28 protein-coding genes and 2 pseudogenes are annotated in these 25,527 nt (G+C 69.3%); 12 read left to right on the plus strand and 18 right to left on the minus strand.

Annotated features, from left to right (window positions below; genetic code table 11):
- Positions 1-672: DUF5994 family protein (locus tag AB0K12_RS38595; protein WP_364572437.1), on the minus strand; the 672-nt coding region annotated here is incomplete at its 3' end.
- 186 nt (positions 673-858) lie between these two features.
- Between AB0K12_RS38595 and AB0K12_RS38600 the strand changes: the two genes are divergently transcribed.
- Both AB0K12_RS38600 and AB0K12_RS38605 read left to right on the plus strand, forming a co-directional pair.
- Positions 859-1,119, plus strand: a complete 261-nt coding sequence (locus AB0K12_RS38600; RefSeq protein ID WP_364572439.1) for a hypothetical protein — start codon at positions 859-861, stop codon at positions 1,117-1,119.
- A gap of 231 nt (positions 1,120-1,350) precedes the next feature.
- Positions 1,351-1,908 carry a hypothetical protein gene (locus AB0K12_RS38605; RefSeq protein WP_345408748.1) on the plus strand — a complete coding sequence of 186 codons (558 nt, stop codon included), beginning with the start codon at positions 1,351-1,353 and terminating at the stop codon, positions 1,906-1,908.
- 21 nt (positions 1,909-1,929) lie between these two features.
- On the opposite strand, the gene AB0K12_RS38610 is transcribed toward AB0K12_RS38605, so the two are convergent.
- Positions 1,930-2,490: a DUF5994 family protein gene (locus AB0K12_RS38610; protein WP_364572441.1), complete on the minus strand. Its 561-nt coding sequence runs from the start codon at positions 2,488-2,490 to the stop codon at positions 1,930-1,932.
- 216 nt (positions 2,491-2,706) lie between these two features.
- Here AB0K12_RS38610 and AB0K12_RS38615 point away from each other — a divergent pair, with 216 nt between their 5' ends.
- Positions 2,707-4,554 carry a SpoIIE family protein phosphatase gene (locus AB0K12_RS38615; protein ID WP_364572443.1) on the plus strand — a complete coding sequence of 616 codons (1,848 nt, stop codon included), beginning with the start codon at positions 2,707-2,709 and terminating at the stop codon, positions 4,552-4,554.
- A gap of 320 nt (positions 4,555-4,874) precedes the next feature.
- Here AB0K12_RS38615 and AB0K12_RS38620 read toward each other — a convergent pair.
- The 5 genes and pseudogenes from AB0K12_RS38620 to AB0K12_RS38640 all read right to left on the minus strand — a co-directional run.
- A pseudogene (locus AB0K12_RS38620) lies at positions 4,875-5,267 on the minus strand (transposase); the annotation flags it as partial.
- A gap of 108 nt (positions 5,268-5,375) precedes the next feature.
- Positions 5,376-5,600, minus strand: a complete 225-nt coding sequence (locus AB0K12_RS38625) for a tyrosine-type recombinase/integrase (protein WP_364572445.1) — start codon at positions 5,598-5,600, stop codon at positions 5,376-5,378.
- A gap of 154 nt (positions 5,601-5,754) precedes the next feature.
- Positions 5,755-6,780: pseudogene (locus tag AB0K12_RS38630) on the minus strand (DEAD/DEAH box helicase); the annotation flags it as partial.
- A gap of 346 nt (positions 6,781-7,126) precedes the next feature.
- Entirely contained in the window at positions 7,127-7,333 is a 207-nt protein-coding gene (locus AB0K12_RS38635; RefSeq protein ID WP_020545593.1) for a cold-shock protein, read from the minus strand.
- A gap of 531 nt (positions 7,334-7,864) precedes the next feature.
- Positions 7,865-8,215, minus strand: a complete 351-nt coding sequence (locus AB0K12_RS38640; RefSeq protein ID WP_364572448.1) for an STAS domain-containing protein — start codon at positions 8,213-8,215, stop codon at positions 7,865-7,867.
- Positions 8,216-8,803: 588 nt separating this feature from the next.
- On the opposite strand from AB0K12_RS38640, the gene AB0K12_RS38645 reads away from it, so the two are divergent.
- Complete coding sequence (locus AB0K12_RS38645; RefSeq protein WP_364572450.1) at positions 8,804-9,202, plus strand: MerR family transcriptional regulator; 399 nt, start codon at positions 8,804-8,806, stop codon at positions 9,200-9,202.
- Between the two features lie 359 nt (positions 9,203-9,561).
- A complete protein-coding gene (locus AB0K12_RS38650) occupies positions 9,562-9,996 on the plus strand; it encodes a helix-turn-helix domain-containing protein (protein WP_364572452.1) in 435 nt (144 codons plus the stop codon).
- A gap of 147 nt (positions 9,997-10,143) precedes the next feature.
- Here AB0K12_RS38650 and AB0K12_RS38655 read toward each other — a convergent pair whose 3' ends face one another.
- The 3 genes from AB0K12_RS38655 to AB0K12_RS38665 form a co-directional block, all read right to left on the minus strand.
- Complete coding sequence (locus AB0K12_RS38655) at positions 10,144-10,506, minus strand: hypothetical protein (RefSeq protein WP_364572454.1); 363 nt, start codon at positions 10,504-10,506, stop codon at positions 10,144-10,146.
- Positions 10,507-10,723: 217 nt separating this feature from the next.
- The gene (locus tag AB0K12_RS38660; RefSeq protein ID WP_364572456.1) at positions 10,724-11,305 is read right to left on the minus strand and encodes a colicin immunity domain-containing protein; all 582 of its coding nucleotides are present in this window, start codon (positions 11,303-11,305) and stop codon (positions 10,724-10,726) included.
- 494 nt (positions 11,306-11,799) lie between these two features.
- Positions 11,800-13,272 (minus strand): RICIN domain-containing protein, encoded by a 1,473-nt coding sequence (locus tag AB0K12_RS38665; RefSeq protein ID WP_364572458.1) that lies wholly within the window; start codon positions 13,270-13,272, stop codon positions 11,800-11,802.
- 344 nt (positions 13,273-13,616) lie between these two features.
- Here AB0K12_RS38665 and AB0K12_RS38670 point away from each other — a divergent pair, with 344 nt between their 5' ends.
- Positions 13,617-13,832: a hypothetical protein gene (locus AB0K12_RS38670; RefSeq protein WP_364572460.1), complete on the plus strand. Its 216-nt coding sequence runs from the start codon at positions 13,617-13,619 to the stop codon at positions 13,830-13,832.
- A 16-nt stretch (positions 13,833-13,848) separates the two neighbouring features.
- On the opposite strand, the gene AB0K12_RS38675 is transcribed toward AB0K12_RS38670, so the two are convergent.
- The 3 genes from AB0K12_RS38675 to AB0K12_RS38685 form a co-directional block, all read right to left on the minus strand.
- Positions 13,849-14,325: a hypothetical protein gene (locus AB0K12_RS38675; protein WP_364572462.1), complete on the minus strand. Its 477-nt coding sequence runs from the start codon at positions 14,323-14,325 to the stop codon at positions 13,849-13,851.
- Positions 14,322-14,561, minus strand: coding sequence for a hypothetical protein (locus AB0K12_RS38680; protein WP_364572465.1), 240 nt, complete (start codon positions 14,559-14,561; stop codon positions 14,322-14,324). Before AB0K12_RS38680 ends, AB0K12_RS38675 begins: the two co-directional genes overlap by 4 nt.
- A 182-nt stretch (positions 14,562-14,743) precedes the next feature.
- Positions 14,744-15,274 carry a hypothetical protein gene (locus tag AB0K12_RS38685; RefSeq protein ID WP_364572467.1) on the minus strand — a complete coding sequence of 177 codons (531 nt, stop codon included), beginning with the start codon at positions 15,272-15,274 and terminating at the stop codon, positions 14,744-14,746.
- Positions 15,275-15,335: 61 nt separating this feature from the next.
- Here AB0K12_RS38685 and AB0K12_RS38690 point away from each other — a divergent pair, with 61 nt between their 5' ends.
- The 4 genes from AB0K12_RS38690 (at position 15,336) to AB0K12_RS38705 (ending at position 17,802) form a co-directional block, all read left to right on the plus strand.
- Positions 15,336-15,776, plus strand: a complete 441-nt coding sequence (locus AB0K12_RS38690; RefSeq protein ID WP_364572469.1) for a MarR family transcriptional regulator — start codon at positions 15,336-15,338, stop codon at positions 15,774-15,776.
- Positions 15,777-15,867: 91 nt separating this feature from the next.
- The gene (locus tag AB0K12_RS38695) at positions 15,868-16,242 is read left to right on the plus strand and encodes a metalloregulator ArsR/SmtB family transcription factor (RefSeq protein ID WP_364572471.1); all 375 of its coding nucleotides are present in this window, start codon (positions 15,868-15,870) and stop codon (positions 16,240-16,242) included.
- Positions 16,239-16,748 (plus strand): SRPBCC family protein, encoded by a 510-nt coding sequence (locus tag AB0K12_RS38700; protein ID WP_364572473.1) that lies wholly within the window; start codon positions 16,239-16,241, stop codon positions 16,746-16,748. The genes AB0K12_RS38695 and AB0K12_RS38700 overlap by 4 nt, the downstream gene beginning before the upstream one ends.
- Before the next feature lie 187 nt (positions 16,749-16,935).
- The gene (locus tag AB0K12_RS38705) at positions 16,936-17,802 is read left to right on the plus strand and encodes an SAM-dependent methyltransferase (RefSeq protein WP_364572475.1); all 867 of its coding nucleotides are present in this window, start codon (positions 16,936-16,938) and stop codon (positions 17,800-17,802) included.
- Here AB0K12_RS38705 and AB0K12_RS38710 read toward each other — a convergent pair.
- Together AB0K12_RS38710 and AB0K12_RS38715 are read right to left on the minus strand one after the other, a co-directional pair.
- Positions 17,790-19,556, minus strand: a complete 1,767-nt coding sequence (locus tag AB0K12_RS38710) for an ABC transporter ATP-binding protein (protein WP_364572477.1) — start codon at positions 19,554-19,556, stop codon at positions 17,790-17,792. The genes AB0K12_RS38705 and AB0K12_RS38710 overlap by 13 nt on opposite strands.
- A complete protein-coding gene (locus AB0K12_RS38715) occupies positions 19,553-21,340 on the minus strand; it encodes an ABC transporter ATP-binding protein (protein WP_364572479.1) in 1,788 nt (595 codons plus the stop codon). The genes AB0K12_RS38710 and AB0K12_RS38715 overlap by 4 nt, the downstream gene beginning before the upstream one ends.
- A gap of 240 nt (positions 21,341-21,580) precedes the next feature.
- Between AB0K12_RS38715 and AB0K12_RS38720 the strand changes: the two genes are divergently transcribed.
- A complete protein-coding gene (locus AB0K12_RS38720; protein ID WP_364572481.1) occupies positions 21,581-21,946 on the plus strand; it encodes a hypothetical protein in 366 nt (121 codons plus the stop codon).
- A 94-nt stretch (positions 21,947-22,040) separates the two neighbouring features.
- On the opposite strand, the gene AB0K12_RS38725 is transcribed toward AB0K12_RS38720, so the two are convergent.
- Positions 22,041-23,246: an FAD-dependent oxidoreductase gene (locus AB0K12_RS38725; RefSeq protein WP_364572483.1), complete on the minus strand. Its 1,206-nt coding sequence runs from the start codon at positions 23,244-23,246 to the stop codon at positions 22,041-22,043.
- 21 nt (positions 23,247-23,267) lie between these two features.
- Positions 23,268-23,900: a GTP cyclohydrolase I FolE gene (gene folE / locus AB0K12_RS38730; RefSeq protein WP_364572485.1), complete on the minus strand. Its 633-nt coding sequence runs from the start codon at positions 23,898-23,900 to the stop codon at positions 23,268-23,270.
- Positions 23,901-23,980: 80 nt separating this feature from the next.
- Between folE and AB0K12_RS38735 the strand changes: the two genes are divergently transcribed.
- A complete protein-coding gene (locus AB0K12_RS38735; RefSeq protein ID WP_364572487.1) occupies positions 23,981-24,637 on the plus strand; it encodes a helix-turn-helix domain-containing protein in 657 nt (218 codons plus the stop codon).
- 3 nt (positions 24,638-24,640) lie between these two features.
- On the opposite strand, the gene AB0K12_RS38740 is transcribed toward AB0K12_RS38735, so the two are convergent.
- Complete coding sequence (locus AB0K12_RS38740) at positions 24,641-25,471, minus strand: universal stress protein (RefSeq protein WP_364572489.1); 831 nt, start codon at positions 25,469-25,471, stop codon at positions 24,641-24,643.
- Positions 25,472-25,527 lie beyond the last annotated feature (56 nt).

The following is a 25,527-nucleotide window of genomic DNA, read 5'->3' on the forward strand; positions in this document are numbered from 1 at the left end:
GGATGGCTGCGCCGGCTGGCCGATGACCGACCCGCCCTCGTCCTCCCAGCGGGCCGAGCTGTCGGCCGTGGCACGCGGAGCCGGGTCGGCCGGCAAGTGCGCGAGGGTGAGGATGGCGTCGATGCTCATGCCGGCGATGTCCCGGGCGGTGAGCTTGAGCGTGGCCTCGGCGGTGCCGGCGGCGGTGCCCAAAGGGATGATCAGCAGGACGACCGGCTCGCCGGCGGCGAAGCTGAGCGTGATCAGACGCGGGTCGGTGTGGCGGAACCAGCCGACGCGGACCTGGCGCCCGCGCGCGGGGATGCGGCGCGGGACGTTCTGCCACGCATCATGATGCAGGCCGATGCGGAGCGTGACCCGATCCAGCAGCCGGTCCACGGCGGCGATGAGGCCGGGCAGTTCGGCGGCCGCGTCACGGGAGGAGGGCCACCAGGCTCCGTCCACCACCGCTCGCCGGTTCGGCACCGGGCGGAGACTGAGCCGTAGCGCGGAATCGGCCCGAGGGATCGCGGACGAGGCGGGGCTGAGCGGTGCGGGCTGAGAAAGAAGTGTCGGCGTCATGGTCGCCTGACCTGTCCAGGCCCCCGAAGAGGCCAGTGGTGGTTCGCCGGGGGCGACGCCGACCTGAATGCCAACGCTCGAAAAGACCTCGGTATCTTCATCGTGCGGCATGACTTTCCGGAATTCGCTAATCCCGGAGGTAGACAGCTACGAAATCACGCAACGGCCGTAGCAGCTTCCGGAAACACAAACCAGTCGCGGAGGGCACACACCCCCCGCGCCACGGTAGGCGAACGTGGATACAGTGTTCGGCCCTGGGCAGGAGCTCCTTACGGATGCCGGCGAAAGGAGCCGACCATGCCTGGAAATGTCGCACTGATCATTCGATTCCACCTGATGGGCGGCGAAGACGTCTCCGTGATCAGCGGGGACTTCGACGGAGAGCCGGAGGCTGTGACGGCGATCGCTCGTGCAATCGACGAGCGGCGCAGCCTGGTGTTGATGCGAGCTCGATATGATCGCGAAGCCGACGTGAACGGCATAGTCATCAACCTCGCCAACGTGGTGTCAGCGCGTGTGTCGAAGACAGACAGCGCCGAGGCGGGCCAGTACCTGTAGCAGCGGGCGTGCCCCGACACGCCGCGACAGTGGCCAGCCGGACGCGGTCGTCGACGATGGCACGTCGGTGACCGAAGCAGTGGACCTCCCGGTCAAACCGCATACGCCGAAATCGAACGGGCAACGTCACAGGTTTCTCCCGTACTTGGTCTACCCCCGTCACCGCCGGTGAGTGCAGGCCAAGGGGTGCCACCGCCGTGCCCGCCCGACGTGCGGCGTAGTGTGGGTGACGTGACGCACCAAGACGTGCCGACCGGCCCGCCGCATGACGCGGTCACTCCGGTGACCGCGCTCGTGGACGCCTGCCGGCACTTCGCCACCCACGTACGGCTGCTGGCTGACCAGCTCGGTGCTGTGGAGCTGAGCGACGACGACGTCGAGCGGGTCCACAACGCCGTCCATCAGGTTTTCACCGCGGCGGGGCTGGCGGGCGCGCTCGCCACCGGGCTGCAACGGCACACCGGCGAGCGGGACTGCCCTCACTACAATGTGCTCACCGACGCCGAATGGGCTCCGCTGGCCGAGGGAGGCCGGCACGGACGCAAGGCCGTCTACGGATGTGAGCTGCGGCCCGGCCACGCGGGCGCGCACGCCGCGCACGTCCAGCTGCTGCCGGGACCGGATCGGTTCATCTGGATCCGCTGGAATGTCCGCGCCCGTGAGCTGGTCACGCTCCCGCCGTGCCCGGCCGAGCGCGCCGATTCAGACCCCGACCCGCGCTCCCCTCAGGGAGCCGAGGCAGCGCCGTGCCTGCTGTTCGAGGGGCACGTCGGACCGCACCGCTACTAGCGCGGATCCAGGTCGCGCCGCTCAGCGGGTCACTGGCCGGAGGCGGGTGGCGGGCGGTTCGAGGTCGGGCTCGGTGACGCGACCGCCCTCATTCTCCCAGGAGGCTGAGCCGTCCTGGCCAGGTGAGCTCTTCTCGGGTGCCGCGGCGCGGAGGAGGTCGGCGGGACGCACGCCGAACGTGTCCTCGGCGGCGCCCGCGAGCGCGGCCATGGCGGGGCCGGCCGCGGTGCGTGGCGGGATGACCAGCAGGCTGATGGGCGAGGTTCCGGCGAAGCTCAGGGTGATCAGGCGCGGGTCGGCGCTGCGGAACCAGCCCACTCTGACCTGGCGGTCCGGTGCCTGGATGCGTCGCGGGATGTCGTCCCAGGCGTCCACATGCAGGCCCACACGCAGGACGGCCCTGCCGAGCCGCTGGTCGACGGCGGAGATGAGGGCGGGCAGTTCGGCGCCGGCATCGCGCGTGCGTGGCCACCATGCCCCGTCGATCGTGCCCTGCTGGTGGAGGACGGTGTTCAGGCTGAGCCTGAGCGCGGACTGTTCCGCGAAAACCGGACTGGACGGGAAGAGGAGTGTCGTCATCATGGTTGCCTGGCCTGTCAGGCCCCTCATCACGAGGCCGGAAGTTCTATCGCCGCGGGCGACGCCAACCCGAATGCCAACGCTCGAAATGTCCTCGGTACTTTCTATTCTATCTCATTTCATGAAACGAGAGGTTGAAGCCGCTCCTGCGAAAATCGGCGATATCGCTGTTTGCGGTGGTGATCGGCCCGGAGAATGGGCGCAGACCGTACTCCGCGCGTGATCGCCGGGCGGTATCGAACCAGCGCGTCGCCGGGCACAACCGTTCCTCATCAGGGATCATCCCTGATAGCCGCCCGAGGGCCTGCGCGCTGTCTCCGGCCGGGAGCGGTACGTCGACCGTGGAGGAAACGCGTGGCCCAGAGCACATCCGGCAGTCGGGGCCAGTGGTGGGCGACACAGCAGGATTTCTGGCGCGAGGTCTTCGACCATCTGGGTGCCGGCGTGGCCGTACTGGACTCCTCTGACCGGATCATCGCGGTCAACCCGGCTGCCGAAGAGTTGCTGGGCCGTACCGCCTCGGCGATGAGCGGACAGGACTTTCACGCCCTGCTGCACCGCCACGTCGAGGACGCCACCCTGCCGCAGGAGCCGTGCCGGCTGCTCACGGCCCTGACCCGTCACCTCCGCGCCCGCGGGGCGGACACATTGCTGAGCGAGGACGGGCATCTCGTCCCGGTCACCTGGTTCAGCGATCCCGTGACCAGGAACGGCGAGGTGCTCGGCATGATCGTGCTGCTCACCGGCGACGGAACCGACCGGGAAGCGGCGGTCAGCCTCGCAGCGCACGTGACCGCCCTGGAAGACCTCACCAACCGGCTGGCCCTGGCCGCGGAGATCGCCACAGCGCTCGCGCAGACCCTGGACACCGAAGAGGCACTCGCCCGGCTCGGCCGCTTGCTGGTGCCGCGCCTGGCCGACTGGATCGCCATCGACCTGCGAACAGACGAGGGCGTCCGAAGAGTGGCGGTGATCGGACCAGAAAGCCGCGACACCGAGCGGGAAGCCTGGCAAGGCCCACTTCCCGCGCTGGACGAGCACTCACGTTCTTCTCTGGTACGAGTGTTGCGCGGCGGCGATCCCGTCCTGATGGGGCTGGGGGACATCGCTCAGCCACCCGACTCTCCCCTGGCCGCCGTCCAGACGGGCTTCCTCCAGGCAATCGGCGCCACCTCTGCGCTCATCACACCTTTGGGCACCGTCCGGCGAGTCACCGGCGCCCTCACCCTGGCCCGTACCGGCTCCGTTAGGCCTTTCGACTCCGCCGAGGTGTCGCTGATCGGCGACATCGGGCGCCGCGTCGGCCTGGCCATCGACAACACCCTGCGGTTCGGCCGCCAACGCCAGATCGCCGAGGCCATGCAACGCAACCTGCTCGGATCCCTGCCGCAACCCGGCCGGCTGCGCCTCGCGGCCCGCTACCAGCCCGCCCCCGCCGGCTCCCAGGTAGGCGGTGACTGGTACGACGCGTTCCTCCTGCGTGACGGCGCCACCGCGCTGGTCATCGGCGACGTCGTCGGTCATGATCTGGCCGCCGCGGCAGGCATGGCCCAACTGCACGGCATGCTGCGCGCTCTGGCCTGGGATCGGACGGAACCTCCCAGCGCCATCGTCGACCGCCTCGATCAGGCCGTCCCTGTCATCACGAATGTCCCTCTGGCCACCGTCATCCTGGCTCGCCTTGAAGGTCCGGATGAGGGTCCCTGGCAACTGCGATGGACCAACGCCGGCCATCCACCGCCCCTGCTGGTCACACCCGACGGACGTGCCGAATTCCTCGAACAGGGACAGAGCCTGCTGCTGGGCACCGGCCTCAGTGACGTCAGCCGGCCGGACGCCACGGTCCCCCTGCCTCCTCGCGCCACCCTGCTGTTCTACACCGACGGCCTGATCGAGATTCCCGGCACCGATCTGGACATCGGTCTGGGACGACTCCGCCGCCACGCCGCCGCCCTGGCCTGCCATCCCCTGGACGACTTCTGTGACCAGGTCCTCGCCCGCATGCCCCCTGGCACCGCCGACGACGTCGCCCTCTTGGCCGTACGCATCCCGGCCGTCTCCGGGTGACCGACTCTTTCATGCCGGGTGACAAGCGGTTCACGCCACTGCGGTCGCGCCCTCGGAGCGATGTCAATAGCTCGACGAGGTAGGTGCCGTGAGTGAATCATAGGCGGCCTTCGGTCAAGTGCCTGCTCACTGACCGTCAGAGCCTGACCACCTACGTGCGCATCCTGCAGGACCTCCGCCGAGCCCTGCTGCATCCGCCCACACAGCTCCACCCGACCGACGGCCCGTCCTTGGCACCCGTCACCTAGGTCGCGCCGGCACCTGGCGTCGTATTCGGCGACGCTGGCCTGGCAGATGGTCGAGACCGTGGACTTGGCCAGGGCGGTCTCCGGGCCGAGCGCGTCAGCCAGGGCGCCTTCGACGTCACGGACCGACAGGCCGCGCACGAACAAGGCGATCACGAGCGTCTCCAGCGCGTGGGTGCGGGTGACACCTGCGCCGAACAGGCCGGAGGCGAACTTCTCAGTGGTGCCGCGCACTTCCGGGCGGGCAATGGTGATCGGCCCGCTGGTGGTCTTGACGGTGGTCGAGCAGTGCCCATTGCGGTGACCGGGCCGCACCGGGCTCTTGCCGTCGCCGCTGCCGTCAGCGGTGACGACGGCAGCGCGCTGGTAGCGGGAGCGGCCGAGGAAGGCGTCCACCTCGGCTTCGACGGCGGTCTGGATGATCAGACGGGCACCGAGACGGGCGACGCCCTCGATGACCTCGACCAAGTCACGACCTTCGGCGAACAGGGCGTCGATCTCGGCGCGGATGGCCTGAACGGGCGGTAGATGCGTGCCACGAGCGTAGGTCCTTGCGTAGTGCGAACTTTGGACGGTTCAGCACGGCAACCCACACTCGTTCACTTCTACACCGCATCTCGGACGCGACCGCCGGGCTGTGGCCCGGGCGCTGTCGTGATATAGCTGAGGCAGCACCGAGGTGTAGGTGTCGGCGGTGAGGACGATGCTGGCATGTCCGAGCAGGCCCTGCACGACACGCAGATTCGCGCCTGCCGCCAGGGCCAGTGTCGCGGCTCCATGCCTCAGGTCGTGCAGCCGCACCGGGGGGAAGGCCGCCGGCCAAAACCAGTTTGTGCAAGCGGTGGGCGAGGTAGTCGGGATCGATCGCCTCGCCGTTCTCGCGGGCCAATCTCTTCAGCACTCTTGCCGCCCGAAACGCCTGACTACCTGGCCTTGGGGGAGCCCCCATCCGCTGCTACCGGAAACGTCTGCCGTTCCGTCCCGACCGACGACTGACAACCGGTGCGGTGCTGGTCACGGGGATACCTGAGGGAGCCTGGGCGCCCGTGATACGCCTCAGCTCGGCCTCGCCCGAACGGACCTCGCTGGTCTGCGGGACGATACCGGCATCGGCCATCAAGCGGGTCATGTCACGGCGCTGATTGGGCAGCACCAGGGTGACGACGCTGCCGGACTCGCCGGCGCGGGCGGTGCGGCCGCCGCGGTGCAGGTAGTCCTTGTGGTCGCTCGGCGGGTCGACGTTGACGACGAGGTCCAGGTTGTCGACGTGGATGCCGCGGGCCGCGACGTTGGTCGCCACCAGCGCCGTGACGTGGCCGCTCTTGAATTGAGCGAGGGTGCGGGTGCGCTGGGGCTGGGACTTGCCTCCGTGCAGCGCGGCGGCGCGCACTCCGCTGTTCAGCAGCTGTTCGGTGAGCCGGTCCACAGCGTGCTTGGTGTCCAGGAACATGATCACCCGACCGTCGCGAGCAGCGATCTCCATAGTGGTGGCCTGCTTGTCGGCACCCTGGATGTGCAGCACGTGGTGCTCCATCGTGGTGACCGCGCCCGCCGAAGGGTCGACCGAATGGACCACCGGGTCGCTCAGATAGCGGCGGACCAGCAGATCGACGTTGCGGTCCAAAGTCGCGGAGAACAGCATCCGCTGGCCGTCTGGGCGCACCTGGTCGAGCAGGTGGGTGATCTGCGGCATGAAGCCCATGTCCGCCATCTGGTCGGCCTCATCCAGCACGGTGATGCCGACCTGGTCCAAGCGGCAGTCGCCGCGCTCGATGAGATCCCTGAGCCGTCCCGGGGTCGCGATGACGACCTCGGCGCCGTTGCGCAGCGCATGGGCCTGGCGGCTGATCGGCATGCCGCCGACGACCGTGGCCAGCCGCAGCTTCAGTGCTTGGGCGTACGGTGTGAGCGCATCGGTGACCTGCTGGGCCAGTTCCCTGGTGGGGACAAGGATCAAGGCAAGCGGTCGCCGCGATTGTGCCCGCACCTTCCTCGATGCGGCACGTGTCAGGTGATCCTCGGTGCGATGAGCGGCACAAGAACAGCGAGCACGAGCCGAAGAAAAGACGAGTCGAACCGGCGGAAAACCGCCTGGGCCCGTACGTCGAAATGGTCGGCTTTCGCCGGGAAGAACGCGGCGATGATGCCGCGCCGTAGGACTGGAGCGGGCCTATGCCCGAACCATCGGTGGTGGTGCATCCGGTGTGCGGCGGAAGAACAGACACGCTGTGCTTCTCGGGTTGTGAGGCCATCACGGCACGATGGATGCCACAAAAGCAACGCGCCGGGGCCGCGCCCTGCGGCGCGGGCCCCGGCTACGTGGTGTGTCAGGCGGGAACGATGTTCTCGGCCTGCGGGCCCTTCTGTCCCTGCGTGACGTCGAAGGCCACCTTCTGGCCCTCGCGCAGCTCACGGTAGCCGCCGTTGGCGACGATGTTGGAGTAGTGCGCGAAGACGTCGGCGCCGCCGCCGTCCTGCTCGATGAAGCCGAAGCCCTTTTCCGCGTTGAACCACTTCACGGTGCCAGAAGCCATGTTGATCTCCTTTGATAGGTGCATAGCCGAAATCCGCGTCGAACGGATTCCGCGTCGCCGCGATAGGACCACACCCGGAGATGACCGGAAAACAAAAATGCACCTGAGGCTACATACCGTCAGGTGCACACAAGTCTTTATGGGTACCACAACTGCAACTAGGTTCAATCTAGCACACGTGTGGCCGTGCCGCGCATGCCCCCGCCGACGTCGTCATCATCCCCATCATCGTCATCGTCCGCGCGCCATTGCCGCCTTGATCCGCAAGTCCCCGGTTCAACTGCGCTGTTGCCCGCACCGCGCCACCCCGTTCGGCCAGGCAATCTCCTCGTCCTGGAGCTCATCGAAGAGGCCGCTATTCACGCTGGAAAAGGCTTACGGTTCTGCGCCCGCAGGCGGCCCGGCCAGCCGGCGTAGCCCCCCGCCAGCGCCGCGCGGGTGATGAGGCAGGAACGAGGCGAACTCGGCCGCGGCCAAGCCGAGCAGGACCAGGCAGAGCGACGGGCGCGATGCCGAAGACGATGAAGGTGATCACCAGGGTCGCTCCATGAGGAGCCGTGGCGGGGTTTTCGTTACCCCGGCCAGCACCAGTCGGCCGCCGAGCTCGCGCGCCCGCCGCTCCGCGCCGATCAGCGCGCCCGCGCCTTCGGCGTCGCAGAACGCCGGCCGTGACAGATCCACCGCCACGGCGGCGGGCCGACCGCCCAGGACGTGGTCCGCCTCCCGGCTGGAGCCGGCGGCCGTCGTGGTGCGCAGCTCACCCCGCAGGTCCATCACCGGGCACACCGCCGAATGCCACCCCACGATCGCCAGCCCATCTCCCCGCCCCTGATCGCGCCCTCGATCTTGGCTTCCATCTTGACCCTGGTCGTGCTCGCTCATCGCCATCACCTCGCCCCCGGCCCGCTTCTCGCGTCGATCGTGTGGCGGGAGAGCAACTTCCTGCCTGACACGCTCAAGAAAATCTGTAGTCGCGACTGTAGAAATTCGTGCGATGGGGAGCTAGACTTCTTCACATCGCAAGAGACGGATCCACGAGGGCAGCGCAGGACGAGCACCACGACGAACTGCCCGGACGGACGTGGACGCAGGAGTGCAGAACGAAGTGAAGGCAGAAGGTCGGATTGCCGGGGCCAGCGCAGTTGAACAGGGCCCGGGTGATGGACGCGCTGCCGTTGCGCGAAGCCGACACCAGAGGTCGGGGTGTCGAGGTACGGATACATCAGAAGGGAGTGTTGAACGCCATCAGGATCGCCCGTCGCCGGCTGCAGAATGCCGCACGGGTACCGCAGCTCCACGAACAGGATGGTGGTCTACGGTCACGCTTACGCGATCCTCGCATCCCGCCCCATCGAGCGGCCAGATGCGGAACAAGTGGACCGGCCAGCAGGCCGGTCGATGGTGTTAAACCTCATGCGGGCCCCGGCGCATCAAGGCGCCGGGGCCCCTGTCTGCATTCGGGAAGGTTGGATGAATCGAACACCTCAGGCATTGACCACCATCTCCAGGCGGGAGCAGCCCCACCCCGCCAGCGCTCACCCGGCCGGCCAGTCAGCCGAGGCGGCCAGCAGCCTCGGGCAGCGCCTCGACGATGAGGACTACCCCGCCTACAGCATGGGCCGGGCCGCCGAGATCCTCGGCGTCACCCCGGCGTTCCTGCGCAGCCTCGGCGCCGCCAAGCTGATCGAGCCGCTACGCAGCGAGGGCGGCCACCGCCGCTTCTCCCGCTACCAACTGCGCCTGGCCGCCCGTGCCCGCGAACTCGCCGATGCCGGCACCCCGCTGGAGGCGGCCTGCCGCATCATCATCCTGGAAGATCAGCTCGCCGAGGCACTGCGCATCAACGAAGAGCTCCGCCAGCGCCACTGACCGCTCCTGGCCCTCGGCCGCACCCGAGGGCATCAGGACCAGCACGCCCGGCAGCCCACCACAGCCCGTGACGGCGAGGCCCGCGCGGCGCCGGCCGTCGAAGCTGACCGTCGAAGCTGACCGTCCCTTCTCCAATTGACCACAACACCGACCGCACCACCCAAGCCACAGGGAGCGGGCTGACCGTCCGGCCCCGGGCCGTCCCGATCAGGCTCGCTCAGGGCCGTGCCCCGGGGCGGCGATCGCTTCGCTTACGCGGTAGCCGAGCCCGGCCAGCTACAGACCTTCAAGGGCGAGGGTTATGTGACCTCACCTGCCCGTGAGCTGGCAGTCAAGCACCGAGGTGTTACGCCGGGTGCATGAGATATCCCGATGGTGGCGGGCTGACCACCTGGCAGCGGTTACGCCGCGAGCAGGTACGGATGCAAGCGGCCGACCGGTTCGCCGAGGGTGCGACGGATGCTGAGGTTGCGCGGGAGTTGCGGGTCTCGCGGATGTCGGCCAACCGGTGGCGGCGAGCTCTTGAGAGCGGCGGCCGCGAAGCGCTGCTGTCCAAGGGCCACGGCGGGGCGATATGCAAGCTGGACGATGCCCAGCTCGCGTGTCTGGAGCAGGCGCTGGACGAAGGGCCGATGGCGTACGGGTGGCCGGACCAGTGCTGGACGCTGGCCCGGATCGCCGAGGTGATCGAACGCCTCTTCAAGGTCGGCTACACGGTGGGCGGAGTGTGTTACCTGCTGCACCGGATGGGCTCCTGCCCATGCACACCCCCGATCAACTGGTGGCCCTGGTGAAGAACAGGCTCAAACGCATGCAGTATCGCCCCGCCCTGATCACCGGCTTCACCGCCAAGACAGGACTGGACTTCCACCCGCCGTAACCTCAGCCATTAAGGCTCTCTAACCTCGGAGCGGCAAGCGCCGTCATTACGCTCGCTAACCTTACATTTCCAGCAACTCGAGTTGATCGTTTTCACGAATTTTTGGAAACCAGGTCGGCAGCTCTCCTGAAGTCACAATATCACGAATCACATCGACCATCGCTGCGACCCCCTTCTCCCGCACGACAATCAGATCCGGCGTACCAAAGTATCGACCGGAAAGGTTTTCTCCGGACTGCCGGTGGCGGTCCATTATCCGCGATATCTGGTCCAGCGTGATGAGCAGGGCGCTGTACCGCTCACCAGTGGGCAACGTGATGATGGAATCGCCGACTTCCAGGTCCGCAGCATCGACATTCCCATCAAGCAGGATATCGACCTCGAACTCATCGTCCGCCCAGCGGAAATACGCCTGGCTGGCCATAAGTTTTCTCCAGCATTCTGATCAGTCGTGGTGAATGGCAAGCGCTTCGGCGTCCGACACTACACCAGCCACATCGTCTCGCCATCGGCGAGCGTGAGCTCTATTGGACCATCGCGTCGATCCATACTTCCCTGGAACTCGTAGACTGGCCGAGCCACTGAAGTATGGCGATGTCGGGTGCCTCGCGCCTGGCGAGCCGAGACTTCGCAGGAGGAGATCAGCCAAGAGCTGCGAGTCGCCGCAGCGTTTCGTCAACACGCTCGCGAAGCTCCTGTTCCGAGATATCGCCCTCTTCGCGAAGATCTGGGTCCGAAGGATAGTCATCCAGAGCGTAGAAGACCTCGTTCATGAGCTCCTCAAATTGCGCATGAAGTCGTTCGCCGGCGTCCAGCGCTTGTGATCGTGCCGACAGCCAGCTCAGGACAAATCGTGAAGCCGGTAGGGTTCTTTCGACGAACGACTCCATGAGGTGGAGTTGTTGCGCGGTGTTCGACTCAGGGTGCACCTCGCGTGGAGATCGCCACGACTGCCAGCGGGGAGGATGCTCCATCGCCACAGCCATGACGCCAGGGTTGGCATCGGCCAGTCGGCGAGCATTCCGAAGGAATCTCACCCGGGCTTCGTCGATCCCGGAATTCAGGCAGGCACGGACAAAGGCGTGACTCCCGGCAACCAGGGAGTATCCTCCTGCAGTCGAGAGGATGGCGTTGTCCATGTCTGGCATGGCCAAGACGGTTCCTCCATGGTGCTCAGGAAACGTGGCCGAAAGCACGTCCGGTGACACCTCCACGCGGAACACCGAGCCATCGATAACTCGGCCCCCTACGATCGGAGCACCCCAGGCATAGGTCGCGCCCAACCGGTCGGCCGCAGCACACACCCGAGGGAAAAGGGAACCTCCGCCGGTCAAGGTTCCCGGGATAGGGACGACCGTCTTAGCTGCGATATCAACCCACTCCTGACTGAATCTCTGCGCCCTCTCGTCCAGCAGTCGCCCAAGTTTCGCGGTCAACAAGCGACGCTCATTTCTTCGCATTCCATACCTATCACCACAACGAATCAACGGATGCCCGCACGACCTCTGTCCGCGAGGTGGTGCGGGCGCCCCTCACACGCCCGCAACCAGATCGGAGGGAAAGGCTGGGCGGAAGATATCAAGGTGATCGTATGAGACGCATGAACGCCCGTGGCCGGCCTTACACGCTGGGCAGACCCGCTCCTACCCGCCGAGCTGCTCGGCCACGTCGTACGTGTCGGCCGGCTACACGCTGGCCGGCTACCGCACCGGCGCCATCACCCGGTGACGGGTGTGCGGGACCACTGCTGGTTGGCGCCGCCGTTGCACGCGTACTGCTTCAGGACGACGCCGTCGGCGGTCGAGGAGGCCGGCACGTCCACGCACTTGCCGCTGTGCCGGGCCCGCAGCTCGAAGTAGCCGCCGACGGCGACCATCTGGAACTGCTGGTTGGCGCCGCTGCCGCAGGTGTACTGGATGAGCTCGGCGCCGTCGCCGGTCGAGGCGCTCACCACGTCCAGGCACTTTCCGCTGTGCCGGCTGATGAGGCGCCAGTAGCCGCCGCCGGCGTCCTGGAAGCGCCACTGCTGCCAGGCGCCGCCGTTGGCGGCGTACTGGCCGACGCGCGCGCCGTCGGCGGTGTTCGGCTGCTGCACGTCCATGACCTTGCCGCTGTGGCGCGCGGCGACCGTGTAGGAGGACGGGGGCGGCGTCGGGGTGATGGTGTCGCCCCAGGCGTAACGGATCCGGTCGGCGCCGGAGGTGTTGCGGACGGTCAAGTTGAGATCGGTGCCGCTGCCGCTCAGGGCGTACATCGAGTACCAGTCGTAGCCGATGTCGCCCGGCTTGCCGCCGAGGGCGGGCCAGTAGGTGCCGCCCATCTGGTTGTCCCGCATGACCTGCGCCATGGCGCGGATGTGGCGCACGAAGTTGTCGGTGCTGCCCGCGTCGGCGTAGTCGAGGCCGGTGGACATCGGTGCGCCGAACTCGGTCGCGACCGCGCGGGAGGCGCAGTTGCCCAGGCGGGTCTGGATGTGGCTGCGGAAGGCGTCGTAGGTCATGGGGCTGTAGAAGAAGGCGTAGTGGTGGAAGGACAGCAGCGTCGCGCCGAAACGGCTGTCGTTGCAGATGTCGCGCAGGTCCTGGCTGTAGCCGGTGCCGCCGATGAGCACCCGTCCCGGAGGGGCCGCGGTGTGCCGGGCCAGCCAGCCCGCCGCCACGTCGCGCCACTCGGCGGAGCTGTAGCCGTGCGGCTCGTTCATCGGCTCGAAGTAGACGTTGCCGTTGGAGCCGTAGGCGCCGGTCACGGCGGACCACATGGCGTTCCAGGCGGCCAGGTCGGTGATCCTGCCGCCGGAGGCGGCGCCGTCTTCCCAGTAGGCGAGGATGACCTTGAACCCTCGGGCGGTGGCGGCGTCGATCGCGCCGCGGTAGGCGTTCCACCAGGACGTGGCGGCGACCGTGTGGGTGTTGATGGGCAGCCGGACGGTGTTGACGCCCATGGTGGCGGCCATGTCGTCGTAGAGGCTGTCGGCCTTGGCCCGCACGGTGGCGTAGCTGTCGGACTGGCTCAGGCCCTGCACGACGAGCGTGCCGGTGCTGAAGTTGTCGCCCAGCACGGCCCAGTTCATGCCCCGGAACTGGCTGGTGGCTGCCTGGGCCGGGGGCGCGGCCAGGACGAGGCCCGCCATGGCGGCGAGCGCGGCCACCAGGAAGGGAATCAGCGATCGGCGTGCCTGGGTCGCTGTCATGGGGATCGCCTCTCACATTCTGTTAGCGCTAACATCGCGGCGCGCAGCCAGCCCGAACCGGATTCACCGGGGATGTCTCAGGCGGTGCTGCCGCCGAGTGTTGACGCGGCCGTAGGGCTTGTCAAGAGGTTGACAAGAAGCCCGGAATGCGCTTTCCGACTCGAATCTTCCAAAGATAGGCGAGCGATTAGCCTAGATGTCAGGATGCTCGCATGAGACGCATGACCGCCCGTAGCCGGGTTTCACGGTGGGCAGCGGTGCTCCTGGCAGGGGCTCTCCTTCTCACCGGGCTCGTCTGGTTCACCATCGCCTCGGACGATCGGTTCGCTCGGTCGGCTCCTCAGATGGAGGCCGTCGCTCGCACGTTGGGGAAGGACGAGGTGCTCGGACGCCGGACGATCGGCGCCCTGACGTTCGAGACGGTCTTCCGGGACGGCGACGCGGTGGTCTTCCACCTGAGCGGCACTCACCGTGCGTACTTCTACAGCCCTGACCGGAGGCCGGGCGACTCAACACCCGTGTGGGGCCCGTGGTACACGTTCGTGAGCGATCCCCACTGAGGCTTCTCTCCTTCGGTCAAGCAAAAAGCGGTCGCATCCAGATCGAGCTGAGCCGGCCGTCAGCCGCTCCGATGAGTACGCCGTCGGCGATCTCCGTCAGGCGTTCCGCGGAAGCACCCTCCGGTGCGACGCGAAGCCATCCCGATCTCGGATCGAATTCCTTTCGCCACGAGTCCTCGTCTGAGACCCCGTACGCGATTCCCCGCTGGAACGTGCTCCCTACGAATTGCACCACGCCGGGGGTGCTGAAAGGGATCGGCAGCTCCGCCATCTTCCACGATATCTTCGGGAAGTAGCCCCAGACGTGCAGGGCTTCATAGCGGGGCAGTCCTACCTCGATTTGCAAAGTGCCGATGGCGACACTGGCGACTCCGTCTGCGGTGCAATTCAGATATTGATCAGGTTCTGTATGTATGAAACTGATGCTGTATTCATGGTCTATGTAGGTGAGCGTGCCGGCGAAGGGAGGGCCGGGGCGTTGTTCGATGTTCATGAGGTGAGCTCGATGCGGTGGACTTGGGCCGAGGACTCGATGATGAGGGCTTGATCCTCGTGCCGCCACCGTACAGGGCGGTCGTCGGCGAGGACGTGGACGCCGGTGATCTCGCGGTCGAGCAGGCCGGCCGCACGCCCCAGGAGGCGCAGGACCACCGGGCCGTCAGGGCGGGCTAGGGCGGTGGCGTAGAGGGCGGTGTCGGTGGTGGTGTAGCGGATGTCGGCGGCGGTCACCGTGCCGCCCTCGTTGAAGCCCTGGTCTCTCAGCGCGGGTGGGTCGTCGGCCGAGGGGCCCTCGCCGAAGACCTTCCAGGGGGCGGTGTCGAAGATCGCTTCGCCGTTGACGGCGAGCCAGTCGCCGATGCCGGCCAGGATGGCGCGTTCCTCCGGATCCCCAGTGCGCCCACAGGCCGAACTCAGACCGCCGCTGGGGCTCCTGACGCCGCCGGGCGGCCCTGATTGTCGCGGTGGAAGATCGCCAGGAGGGCGAACCAGACCAGGATCATGATTCCGGCCGGGCGCAGGTACTCCTCGGCGAGCTGAGTGCCGACGAAGGAGTAGCCGGCGAGCCAGACGCCCGTGACGACGCCGACCACGCGGACCGGCCAGGAGTGGCTGACCAGGGAACTCGCCACGATCCAGACACCGGCGAGTACGTGGCCGCCGAGCCGGACCGCCCAGGCCGTGTCGTGGTCGACCCCGTTGATCATCAGGATGCCGGTGAGGACGTCGAGCGCCACCCAGCCGTAGCCCGCTGCTTTGGCCCAGGATGCCGCCTCCAGGCGGGAGACCAGGAAGAGGATCGAGAGGTGGAAGAAGACGCCCAGGTATTCTCCCCACGCCACGTCCGGGTCCGTGAAGAAGGCGATCACGGCGGGCAGGAACAGGACGAGCGGGAGCAGCGCGAGCAGGCGCAGGCTGGCATAGTGCCGTCGAGCATCGAGCATCGGTGATGTCCTTCGCATGAGCCGTATGGTCGGGTTCGAACACTAGAGAGGCGGTGTTGACATGTCAACAGTTGGCGGGAGCGAGGCGACCGAGCTGTGGCTGCGCTGGAAGCGCGCTCATGAGCTGGTACGCGCCGCCGTCGTCGCCGAGACCACAGCGGCGTCCGGCCTCTCCGAGCCGGAACTGAGTGTCTTGGTCTGCCTGCACGAGTCCGGCGGGAGCCTGCGGCAGAACGCCCTGGCCGCCGCCCTCAGCTGGGACCGGACGCGGCTGTCGCACCTGCTGACCCGGATGGCCGATCGTGACTACGTGGCCCGCGACAAGGTGCCGAACGGGATGGAGGTCACACTGCGCCCGGAAGGCAGAAACGCGATCAATGCCACGTTGCCGGCACTGGAGAAGGCCACCCGCCGCCACCTGCTGGACCGGCTCGGCCCGGACGACGCCAGGACGCTCCAGGCCATCACCGATCGCCTCCTGTCCGACGACGGTGCCAACTGAGGCGATCTCAGGGCGCGACCGAGGCAGTTCCACCAGCAAGCACCGGACCGACCTCTGGCCAAACGCGTAACCAGTAAGTTACGCTTTCTGTGTGGACGAGGTGGCAGGGGCGATCGCGGATCAGGTGCGGCGGCAGATCCTGGTGATGCTCAAAGACGGGCGGCTCTCGGCCGGCGAGATCGCCGAACGCTTCTCGATCAGCCGCCCCGCCGTGAGCCGCCACCTGCGCGTGCTCCGGGAGAGTGGGCTGGTCAGGGCAGAGCTCGTCGGCCGGCAGCGCCTCTACACGCTCGACGCGGAGCGGTTCACCGAGCTGGCCGGCTGGCTGGCCCAGTTCCTCGGGCCCGCCGGCTGGGAGCACCGCTTCGACGCTCTGGAGACCGAGGTCTACCGGACGCGCCGCGAACGCCGTACGAACAGCGCCAGGACAAGCAGCGACACCGACAGCAAGGGAGAAACAGCATGAACCGCTTCCCCACCGGCAAGCTCTTCCGCGCGGACGACGGCGTCGACCTCGTCCTCACCCGGACGTTCCGCGCGCCCGCCGAGGACGTGTGGGCCAGCGTCACCGAGCCGGAGCGCACGGCGCGCTGGTTCGGCCCGTGGGAGGGCGAGGCAGGCCCCGGCCGGACGATCCGGGTCCAGCTGGTGTTCGAGGAGAAGGCTCCCTGGGCCGAGATGCGCATCGAAGCCTGCGAGCCACCCCGCCGGCTGGAGATCACCGCCAAGGACGCGGCCGGCTCCTGGCACCTCGAACTCCTGCTGTCGGAGGCGGACAGCGGCACCGAGCTGCGCTTCGTCCAGCACCTGGCCGGTGCCGAGGGCATCGGCGAGATCGGCCCCGGCTGGGAGTACTACCTCGACCTGCTGGCGGCCTCCCACGACGGCTCCGCCAAGCCGGAGTTCGACGACTACTACCCCGCGCTGAAGTCGTCCTACGAACACCTGACCGTCACGGAGCCCGAGGCGTAGATCGCCGGGTATCTCGGCCTGGCCGTCCTGACCCGAACGTCGGCATCGTTCTCGGGAGAGCCAGCGCCGTAACGTTGGGTCGAGTAGGAAGGAAACACCTGAAAGCAGGCAAGTAACCCTTCGGCGAAGCTCGCCCCGGCCCCCCGTCAGGCCCGGCGGTAGTCGTCGATCCAGCAGGAAGAGAAGGATGACGAACACCGACAGACAGACGGACCCGCAGGACCCCGAGTACGCCGACGCCCCGGCCGCGCGAATCAATCCGCACATCCCGCACCCCGCGCGCATCTACGACTACTTACTGGGCGGCAAGGACAACTTCGCCTCCGACCGGGAGGCCGCCGAGGCGCTCATCAAGCTGTCGCCCGGCACGCGGGAGGGGGTACGCGCCCATCGTGCCTTCGTGGGCCGGGCCGTGCGGTATCTGGCGGCGGAGGCGGGCGTCACCCAGTTCCTGGACATCGGCACCGGCCTGCCGACCCAGGATCCCACCCACGTGATCGCCCAGCGGGCGGTGCCCGAGGCGCGGGTGGCGTACGTGGACAACGACCCGATCGTCTCGGTGCACGGCCGCGCCCTGCTGACCGGCGACCCGGCGGGCGCCACGGAGATGATCGAGGCGGACCTGCGCGAGCCGGAGAAGATCCTGAACGACCCCGCGGTCCGGGATCTGCTCGACTTCACCCGTCCCGTGGCCGTCATCCTGGCGGGGATCCTGCACTTCGTCACCGACGAGGAGAACCCGTACGGGGTGGTGGAGCAGCTCAAGGCCGCGGTGCCCAGCGGCAGCCACCTGCTGCTGTCGCACATCACCATGGACTTCGCCGACCACCTGAGCCGCGAGGAGTTCACCAAGCCGTACGACAAGAGCTCCGCGCCCATGGTGCCGCGCAGCCATGACGAGACGATGCGCTTCTTCGACGGCTGGAACGTGCTGGACCCGGGCCTCGTCGAGGTGGTGACCTGGCGGCCGGACCTCACCGAATACCAGGAGGAGATCCCCGGCGGGCACGCCTGGGCCTACGGGGGCCTGGCGATCAAGCCTCAGACGAAGTAGCGGGCCTGCAGGCGGAACAGCTCGGCGTACAGGCCGTCGGCGCGGCTCAGCTCGTCGTGGGTGCCGACCTCGACGACGCGGCCCCGGTCGAGCACGACGACGAGGTCGGCGGCCTGGGCGGTGGTGAGCCGGTGGGTCACCAGGACGGTCACGCCTCCCTGCAGGCGGCTCGCGCCGGCGTACTGCCGGAACAGCCATTCCTCGGCCCGCGCGTCCAGGCTGGCGGTCGGTTCGTCCAGGATGCGCAGCAGCGGCTCGCGCCGCATCGCGGCGCGGGCGTTCGCGACCGTCTGCCACTGGCCGCCGGACAGCCCCTTCCCGTCCCACGACCTGCGCCCGAGCCGGGTCTCGAGCCCCTGCGGGAGCGCGTCGAGCAGCCGGTGCCCGCCGGCCGTCCTGAGCGCCTCCAGGATGCGTTCTGGATCGTGGTCGGGCGAGCCCAGCCCGACCGAGTCGCCCAAGGTCATCTCGAGGTGGTCGGGGTCCTGGAAAGCCGCCGTGATCCGGGCGCGCCACTGCTCGGGGGCGAAGGCGGCGAGGTCGGTGCCGTCCACGAGGATGCGGCCCTCCCCCGGCCGGTACAGGCCGCACAGCAGCTTGACCAGGGTCGACTTGCCCGCGCCGTTCTCGCCGACCAGCGCCACCACCGACCCGGCGGGCAGCTCCAGGTCGACGCGGCTCAGCGACGGCCGCTCCCGGTTCCAGTAGCGGAAGCCGAGCCCCTCCAGCGTGATGCCGCGCTCCAGCCGGGACGGCACCGCGGCCGGCGCGGCCGGCACGACGGCCGCCCGCTCCGCCTCGCCTTCGGCGACGACGTCCAGGAAGACGCGGGCGGCCCTGACCGATTCGAGCACCCAGAAGATCTGGCTCAGCAGCGCCTGCGCCTGCCCGACGATCTGGCTGCTGACCGCGACGGCCGCGATGATGAGGCCGAGCGAGGCGTCGCCGGTCAGACCGGCCCGCACCATCAGGACGATCGCGCTCGCGTACGCCAGCACGAACACCAGCCAGGCCAGCGCCAGCGGGACGCGGGAGCGCAGATCGGCCACGAGGACGTCGCGGCCGGCGCGGTCCCACTGGTCGCGGTGGCGCCGGCGGAGCTCGCCCGCCAGCCCGAACAGCCGGGTCTCGCGGCCCGTGCCCGCCGTGGCGGCCAGCGCGAACAGGTGCTCGGCCAATCCGGTACGCGGCGCCGCCCGCTCGACGGCCGCGCCGTGTGCGCGGTCAGCCCTGCGGGTGGCCAGCAGGACGGGGACGGCGAACAGCGGCAGAACCGCGAGGATCGGGACGACCGAGGCCATCAGGAGCGCCGACGACACCCAGACCAGCGCGGCCCCGGTGAGCCAGAGGACCCGGTCGAAGCCCTCCCGGATGTCGTGCCGTCCGGCCCGCACGGCGGCCGCCCTGCCCGCGCGGCCTGGACGTTCGTGGATCTCCAGCGTCGGCGTCGTGCCGGCGACGTCGATGAAGCGGCGCTCGACCGCGTTCTGGATCTCCTCCGACAGGCGGAGCCGGGTGAAGTAGCCGGCGATGAACGTGCCCTGGGTGAGCATCACGAACCCGGCCAGGCAGAGCGACAGCACCAGCACCGTGCTGGTGGCGTGGTCGCTCGCCGCCTCGCTGAACAGGCCGAGCAGGATCGCGAGGCCGACCCCGGTCGCCTGCTCCAGGATGGCCACGGCGACGACGATCGGGGTTCGCGCCAGGTCGGTACGGGGCCCGAGCGCGAGGACGAAGCGGAGCGGACCGGTCACGAGGACGCCTCCTGGAAACGCTTGGCCTGGAGCCTGAACAGCTCGGCGTACCGGCCGCCGGCCTCGATCAGGGCGTCGTGCGGGCCGTCCTCGATGACCCGGCCGTCCTCGACCACCACCACCCGCTGCGCCTTGCGCACGGTCGCGAACCGGTGCGAGACGGCGACCGTCGTCGCGCCGGCCGTCAGGTCGTGGAAGGTGTCGTAGAGCCTGGCCTCCGCGCGGGCGTCGAGGCCGGCGGCGGGCTCGTCCATGATCAGCAGCCGGGCGCCGTGCCGCAGGCCGAACATGGCGCGGGCGATGGCGATGCGCTGCCATTCGCCGCCCGACGCGTCGGTCATGACCGTGTCCCAGCCGTCGGGGAGCCGGTCGATGTACTCCTGCAGCCCGGCCTGTGCCGCCACCGCCCGCAGGCCCTCGTCGTCGCCGGCGTGGTCGAGGGCGCCGAAGGCGATGTTGTCGCGGATCGGCAGGCGGTAGCGGCCGAAGTCCTGGAAGACGGCGACGACCTGGCGCTGCCAGCCTCGCCTGTTGGCGTCGTCGATCAGCGTCCCGCCGACGCGTACGGACCCGGCGCTCGGCGCGTCGAGGCCGGCGAGCAGCCGGGCCAGCGTCGTCTTGCCGGCTCCGTTGAGTCCGACGATGGCCAGGGACTGGCCTGCGGGGATGTCGAGGTCGATGCCGTCCAGCACGTCGCTGGTGGTGTACCGGTAGCGCAGGTCCTTGACGGAGATCGTCGCGTCCGGGGGCTCGATGACCGGCGCCGTCTCCGCGGGTTCCGCAACAGGAAGGGCGAGGGCCTCGGCGGCCGCTTTCGAGCCGAAGCCGATGCGGAGCTCGTCCTCGTCCGCCCGCAGGATCTGCAGCAGCGCGCGGATGGCGAGGCCGCCGATCGTCAGGTCCGCCACCGTCGAGTCGCCGACGGCGGCACGGTGCGCCAGGAGGTGGAAGACCGTCGCCACGGTGAGGCCGGTGGTGACGACCACCACGACGACGAACAGGTCGTGCTCGCGCCGCCGGCGCCAGACCTCGGTCATGTTCGCCCGCCACTGCGCCTGGTAGACGTCGCGGAAGAACGCCGTCAGCCCGAACAGGCGGACCTCCCTCGCGGGGCCCGGCGTGGTGGGGACGTCGCGCAGGTAGGAGGTGCGCCGGAGCTTCTCGGTCTGGCTCACGTTCTCGACGACGGCGATGCGGTAGTTGCGTACGAGGCGGAGGTGGATCGCGGTGAACACGGCGAGGACGACGATCCCCAGCGCCGGGTCGAGGCCGGCGAGCAGCGCCGCTGAGCCGATGGCGGTCACCCACGTGGACGCCTTGGTGGAGAACCCGAAGAGCGCTTCCCCGGGCGGCATGTCGATGGTCCCCTCGCCTCTGGCCCGGGCGATCCGGTCGAGGTAGGCGGGGTCCTCGAGGTGGCCGACGGTCGCGGGCGCGGAGACGGCTCCCATCACGCGCTCGCCCAGCCGGCCGGTCACCCGGCGGCCCAGCGCCCTTCCGAGGACCGTGCGTACGGACTCGGCGAGGTGGGTGAGAAGGAACAGCGCGACGATGACGGCGATCCACCGGTAACAGTCGCGGGCCTCCGGCGTGTCGAGGCCCCGGCCGATCGCGGACGTGAGCGCGCCCACCAGCCGGCCGATCCCGATGGTGATCCCGACCGGCGCCGCACCGGCGACGACCGAGAGGACCGCGGTCGCGCCGGTCATGAGCGGCGCCTGCGCGAAGGCGTACCCGATCAGGGCGGGCATCGCCCATCGCCGGGGCTTCGTCGCCGCGCTCACGCCGCGTCCCCGCGGACCATCGTCACTCCTCCTGAACGGCATGGGCCCGTGCTCCGGAGGGGTCGGCCCGCGTCGCACCACACACTGCCGCCGAGAAACGGATCACCGCAACGCATTTTGGGCCCGCCGGCATGCTGCTCAACCGCCGGCGGACCCCTTCTGTCGTGCGCGGCTCACCGAGCAGATGAGACGTCTGAAAGCCGCCGGCATGGTCCCGGCCGGGTGGAGGAGAGTTCGCCGGTGATCGCTCAACCGCAGGGAATCCGCATCCGGCACCGCGGGCGTCAACCGCAGGTCCACCCCACCGCCTACGTCGCCCCGACGGCCACGCTCGTCGGTGACGTCCGCGTGGGGCCGAGGGCGCGGGTGATGTACGGCGCGGTGCTCGATGCGGAGGGGTCGCGGATCGAGGCCGGGGAGGCGGCGGTGATCTCCGAGAACGCCGTCCTGCGCGGGTCCGCGGTCGCGCGGGTCGCGTTCGGCGTCGGCACGGAGTGGATCGACCGGATCACCCGGTACGAGCACATCGCGGAGGTACGCGTCGCCGAGTTCGGCGCCAACGCGGACGACGAGATCCTGTATCCCGATGCGGAGGGCTCCGGATGATCCCGGTGGTTCCGTACCGGCCGGAAGAGAGCCGAAGCCGGCCCGGGAGTTCGCCGACGAGCGGTGGCGCCACCCGCGCCGGCCGTGAGCGGCTTCACGAGCGCACCAGCTTTTCCAGCGGGACCTTGGGGTCGGCGAGGGCCGCGCGGTCCACGGGGGTTTGTGCGAGGACGAGGGCTTTGAGGTGGTCGCCCTGGTCCCAGATGTTGACGTTCATCGCGGCGATGACCCGGTCATCCCGCAGCCAGAACGCGAGGAACTCCCGCCCGCTCAGATCGCCCCGGATGACGACGTCGTGTTCGGTGCCGGGCGGGACGTGGCCGAGGTACTCCATGCCCAGGTCGTACTGGTCGGTGTAGAAGTAGGGCGGTTCGTCGTAGGCGGCCGGGCGGCCGAGCATGGCGCGGGCGGCCACGGCGGGCTGGTTGAGGGCGTTGGCCCAGTGTTCGACCCGGACGTGGTGGCCCAGGCGGGGGTGGTGGGCGTTGGCGACGTCGCCGGCGGCGTAGATGTCGGGATCGCTGGTCCGCAGGTCCGCCCCGACCTTCACCCCGTTGTCGATGGTGAGGCCCGCGGCGGCGGCCAGCTCGGTGTCGGGGACGGCGCCGATGCCGGCCAGCACGGCGTCCGCGTCGATGGCGGTGCCGTCGGCCAGCCGTACGCCGGTCTCGGTGACCTCGGCGAGGCGGGCGCCCAGCCGCAGGTCCACGCCGTGCTCGCGGTGCAGGTCGGCGAAGACGGCGCCGATCTCGGGGCCGAGGGCGGACAGCAGCGGCTGCTGCTCCTGCTCGATGACGGTGACCTCGGCGCCTGCCGTGCGGGCCGCGGCGGCGGTCTCCAGGCCGATCCAGCCGGCGCCGACGATCGCGACCTTGCGCGCGGTGGAGAAGGTGCCGCGCAGCCGGTCGGAGTCGTCCACGGTACGCAGGTACAGCACGCGGTCATTGCCGGGCACGGTCAGGCGGCGTGGCTGGGCGCCGGTGGCCAGCAGGAGCTTGTCGTAGCGGAGCCGTTCGCCGCCGGACAGCGTCACCTCGTGCGCGGCCGGGTCGACGGCGGTGACGGAGACGCCGGTACGGACGTCCACGTCGTGCTCGCGGTACCAGTCCGCGTCGTGGACGAAGATCTTGTCGCGTTCGTCACTGCCCTGGAGGTAGCCCTTCGACAGCGGCGGACGTTCGTAGGGCAGGTGCGGTTCCCGTCCCACGAGCACGATCTCGCCGCCGAACCCCTCCTCGCGCAGCGCCTCGGCCGCCTTGGCCGCGGCCAGGCCGCCGCCCACGATCACGAATGCCGCCATCGTCGATCTCCTGTCTGCTCGTCAGGTATGGGACTGACCGGTCAGCGCGAAGAACTCCTGCCGGGACCTCGCGTCCTCGCGCAGCGTCCCCTTCAGGGCCGAGGTGACCGTGCGGGACCCCGGCACGCGTACGCCGCGCATCGACATGCACAGGTGCTCGGCCTCGATCACCACGCCGACCCCCTTCGGCGACAGGTGCTGCTGGAGCCAGTCGGCGACCTGCTTGGTCAGCCGCTCCTGCACCTGCAGGTCGCGGGCGAACAGCTCGACCACCCGCGCGAGCTTCGACAGCCCCAAGATACGGTCGCCCGGCAGGTAGCCCACGTGCGCCACGCCCTGGAAGGGCAGCAGATGGTGCTCGCACAACGACTGCACGGGGATGTCGCGGACCAGCACGAGCTCGTCGTAGCCCTCCTCGTTGGGGAAGGTCGTCAGGTCGAATTCGCGCGGCTCCAGCATTTCGGCGTAGGCGTGGGCGACCCGCTTCGGCGTGTCGGCCAGGTGCTCGGACTCCACGTCGCGGCCCAGCGCGGTCAGCAGGTCGGTCACCGCTCGCTGGGCGGCTTCAAGGTCCACGCCCCCGCCCCGGACCACCCGCAGGCGCCGCGACCGGCGCTCGGCGTCGCCGGCTTCCTCCACCATGGACTCGCTCATGCCGCCCCCCTCTTCTATCGACAAGTTTCGTTAACATTAGAAGGGGCACGATAATTTCGTCAACAGGAGTGGGTTTTAGAATGGGCGAAGCCGACGGCATCTCCGCCATCGCGGCGCTGGACGAGCCGACGCGGCGCCGCCTGTACGCGTACGTGGTGCGCCAGCCGGCGCCGGTGAGCCGCGACGAGGCGGCCGACGCCATACAGGCGCCGCGCAACACCGTCTCCTTCCACCTGGAGAAGCTGGTGGAGGGAGGGCTGCTCGAAGCCGTCTACCAGCGCCGCACCGGCCGGTCGGGGCCCGGCGCCGGCCGTCCCGCCAAGCTCTACCGCCGCGCTCCCGGGCAGATCGCCGTCTCCCTGCCCGACCGCCGCTACGAGACCGCCGCCCACCTGCTCGCCGACGCCCTCCAGGAAGCGGAGGCCACAGGAGAGCCGCCCCGTGCCGTGCTCGACCGCCGCGCCCGCGACCTCGGCCGGGCCCTCGGCCGCGACGCCTCCGCCGGCGTCATGCCGACCTTGGAGGCTCTGGGCTTCGAGCCGCGCGCCTGCGACGGCACGATCGCCCTGGCCAACTGCCCGTTCGCCAGCCTCGCCGAGCGGCACACCGCCCTGGTCTGCGGCATGAACCTCAGCCTGCTCGCCGGCCTGCTCGAAGGTCTCCCCGAGCCCGGCTTCACGGCCCGGCTGGAGCCGAGCCAGGAGCACTGCTGCGTACGCCTCCGCCCGGCCGGGTGACGGTCACTCCTTGACCGGGCGGACCACGGCGACCGGGCAGGTCGCGTGGTGCAGCACGGCGTGGCTGACCGAGCCGAGCAGCGCCGAGGCGAACCCGCCGAGCCCCCGCGAGCCCACCACCACGAGATCGGCCGCCTTGGCGGCCCTGGCCAGGGCGGTGACGGGATGGTCGCACGGCTGCTCGTCGGACACCACCAGGTCGGGGTTGGCGTCGCGCCACGGCTCGACCAGTTCGCGTGCCCTGCGCGGCTCCGCCTGCACGATCTCCTCGAGCAGGATGCTGTAGCCGACGGCGTACGGGGAGAAGGCCGGCACCTGCCAGGCCGTCACCACGTGCAGCTCGGCCCGGCGGCTCCTGGCCTGCTCGATGGCGTACTCCATGGCCGCCCGCGCGTGCTCGGAGCCGTCGTAGCCGACCACGATCCGCCGGTGCTCCACCGGATGCGGGCCGCGGATCACGACGACCGGGCCCGCCGCGTGCCCGGCGACCGCGTTGCTCACCGAGCCGAGCAGCATGCCCTTGAACCCGCCGAGGCCGCGACTGCCCAGCACGAGACTGTCGGCCGTCGCGGACTCGGCGATCAGCTCCTCGACGACGTTGCCCGGCCGCAGGTCCGCCGTCACCTTGACACCGCCGACCAGGCCACGGGCCCGATCGGCGCCGGCCTCCAGCGCGCCGGAGCAGTAGTCGGCGCCCTCGTTGTGCGACCACTGCTCGCACACGTGCACCACCCGCAGGTCCAGCCCCCGCCGCCCGGCGTCGAGCGCCGCCCAGTCCACCGCCGCGCGAGCCGCCGCGGATCCGTCGACGCCGACCACGATCTGCCTGGTCATCGCATCTCCTCGGGCCGTTCCGTCCCTTACTTCCAGTATCGGTCCCGGCCGGGGGA

It is taken from the genome of Nonomuraea sp. NPDC049419 (assembly GCF_040676995.1).
Lineage (GTDB): Bacteria > Actinomycetota > Actinomycetes > Streptosporangiales > Streptosporangiaceae > Nonomuraea > Nonomuraea salmonea.

Excerpts from the sequence above, each read along its gene's own strand:
- AB0K12_RS38640 (WP_364572448.1), bottom strand. The coding sequence starts at position 8,215 with ATGAGCGAGCACGACCAGGGTCAAGATGGAAGCCAAGATCGAGGGCGC.
- AB0K12_RS38685 (WP_364572467.1), bottom strand. The coding sequence starts at position 15,274 with ATGCTCGATGCTCGACGGCACTATGCCAGCCTGCGCCTGCTCGCGCTG.
- AB0K12_RS38600 (WP_364572439.1), top strand. The coding sequence starts at position 859 with ATGCCTGGAAATGTCGCACTGATCATTCGATTCCACCTGATGGGCGGC.
- AB0K12_RS38670 (WP_364572460.1), top strand. The coding sequence starts at position 13,617 with ATGGAGGCCGTCGCTCGCACGTTGGGGAAGGACGAGGTGCTCGGACGC.
- AB0K12_RS38635 (WP_020545593.1), bottom strand. The coding sequence starts at position 7,333 with ATGGCTTCTGGCACCGTGAAGTGGTTCAACGCGGAAAAGGGCTTCGGC.
- AB0K12_RS38740 (WP_364572489.1), bottom strand. The coding sequence starts at position 25,471 with ATGACCAGGCAGATCGTGGTCGGCGTCGACGGATCCGCGGCGGCTCGC.
- AB0K12_RS38610 (WP_364572441.1), bottom strand. The coding sequence starts at position 2,490 with ATGATGACGACACTCCTCTTCCCGTCCAGTCCGGTTTTCGCGGAACAG.
- AB0K12_RS38655 (WP_364572454.1), bottom strand. The coding sequence starts at position 10,506 with ATGGCCAGCCAGGCGTATTTCCGCTGGGCGGACGATGAGTTCGAGGTC.
- AB0K12_RS38735 (WP_364572487.1), top strand. The coding sequence starts at position 23,981 with ATGGGCGAAGCCGACGGCATCTCCGCCATCGCGGCGCTGGACGAGCCG.
- AB0K12_RS38665 (WP_364572458.1), bottom strand. The coding sequence starts at position 13,272 with ATGACAGCGACCCAGGCACGCCGATCGCTGATTCCCTTCCTGGTGGCC.
- AB0K12_RS38690 (WP_364572469.1), top strand. The coding sequence starts at position 15,336 with ATGTCAACAGTTGGCGGGAGCGAGGCGACCGAGCTGTGGCTGCGCTGG.
- AB0K12_RS38650 (WP_364572452.1), top strand. The coding sequence starts at position 9,562 with ATGAGATATCCCGATGGTGGCGGGCTGACCACCTGGCAGCGGTTACGC.
- AB0K12_RS38700 (WP_364572473.1), top strand. The coding sequence starts at position 16,239 with ATGAACCGCTTCCCCACCGGCAAGCTCTTCCGCGCGGACGACGGCGTC.
- AB0K12_RS38705 (WP_364572475.1), top strand. The coding sequence starts at position 16,936 with ATGACGAACACCGACAGACAGACGGACCCGCAGGACCCCGAGTACGCC.
- folE (WP_364572485.1), bottom strand. The coding sequence starts at position 23,900 with ATGAGCGAGTCCATGGTGGAGGAAGCCGGCGACGCCGAGCGCCGGTCG.
- AB0K12_RS38675 (WP_364572462.1), bottom strand. The coding sequence starts at position 14,325 with ATGAACATCGAACAACGCCCCGGCCCTCCCTTCGCCGGCACGCTCACC.
- AB0K12_RS38645 (WP_364572450.1), top strand. The coding sequence starts at position 8,804 with ATGAATCGAACACCTCAGGCATTGACCACCATCTCCAGGCGGGAGCAG.
- AB0K12_RS38725 (WP_364572483.1), bottom strand. The coding sequence starts at position 23,246 with ATGGCGGCATTCGTGATCGTGGGCGGCGGCCTGGCCGCGGCCAAGGCG.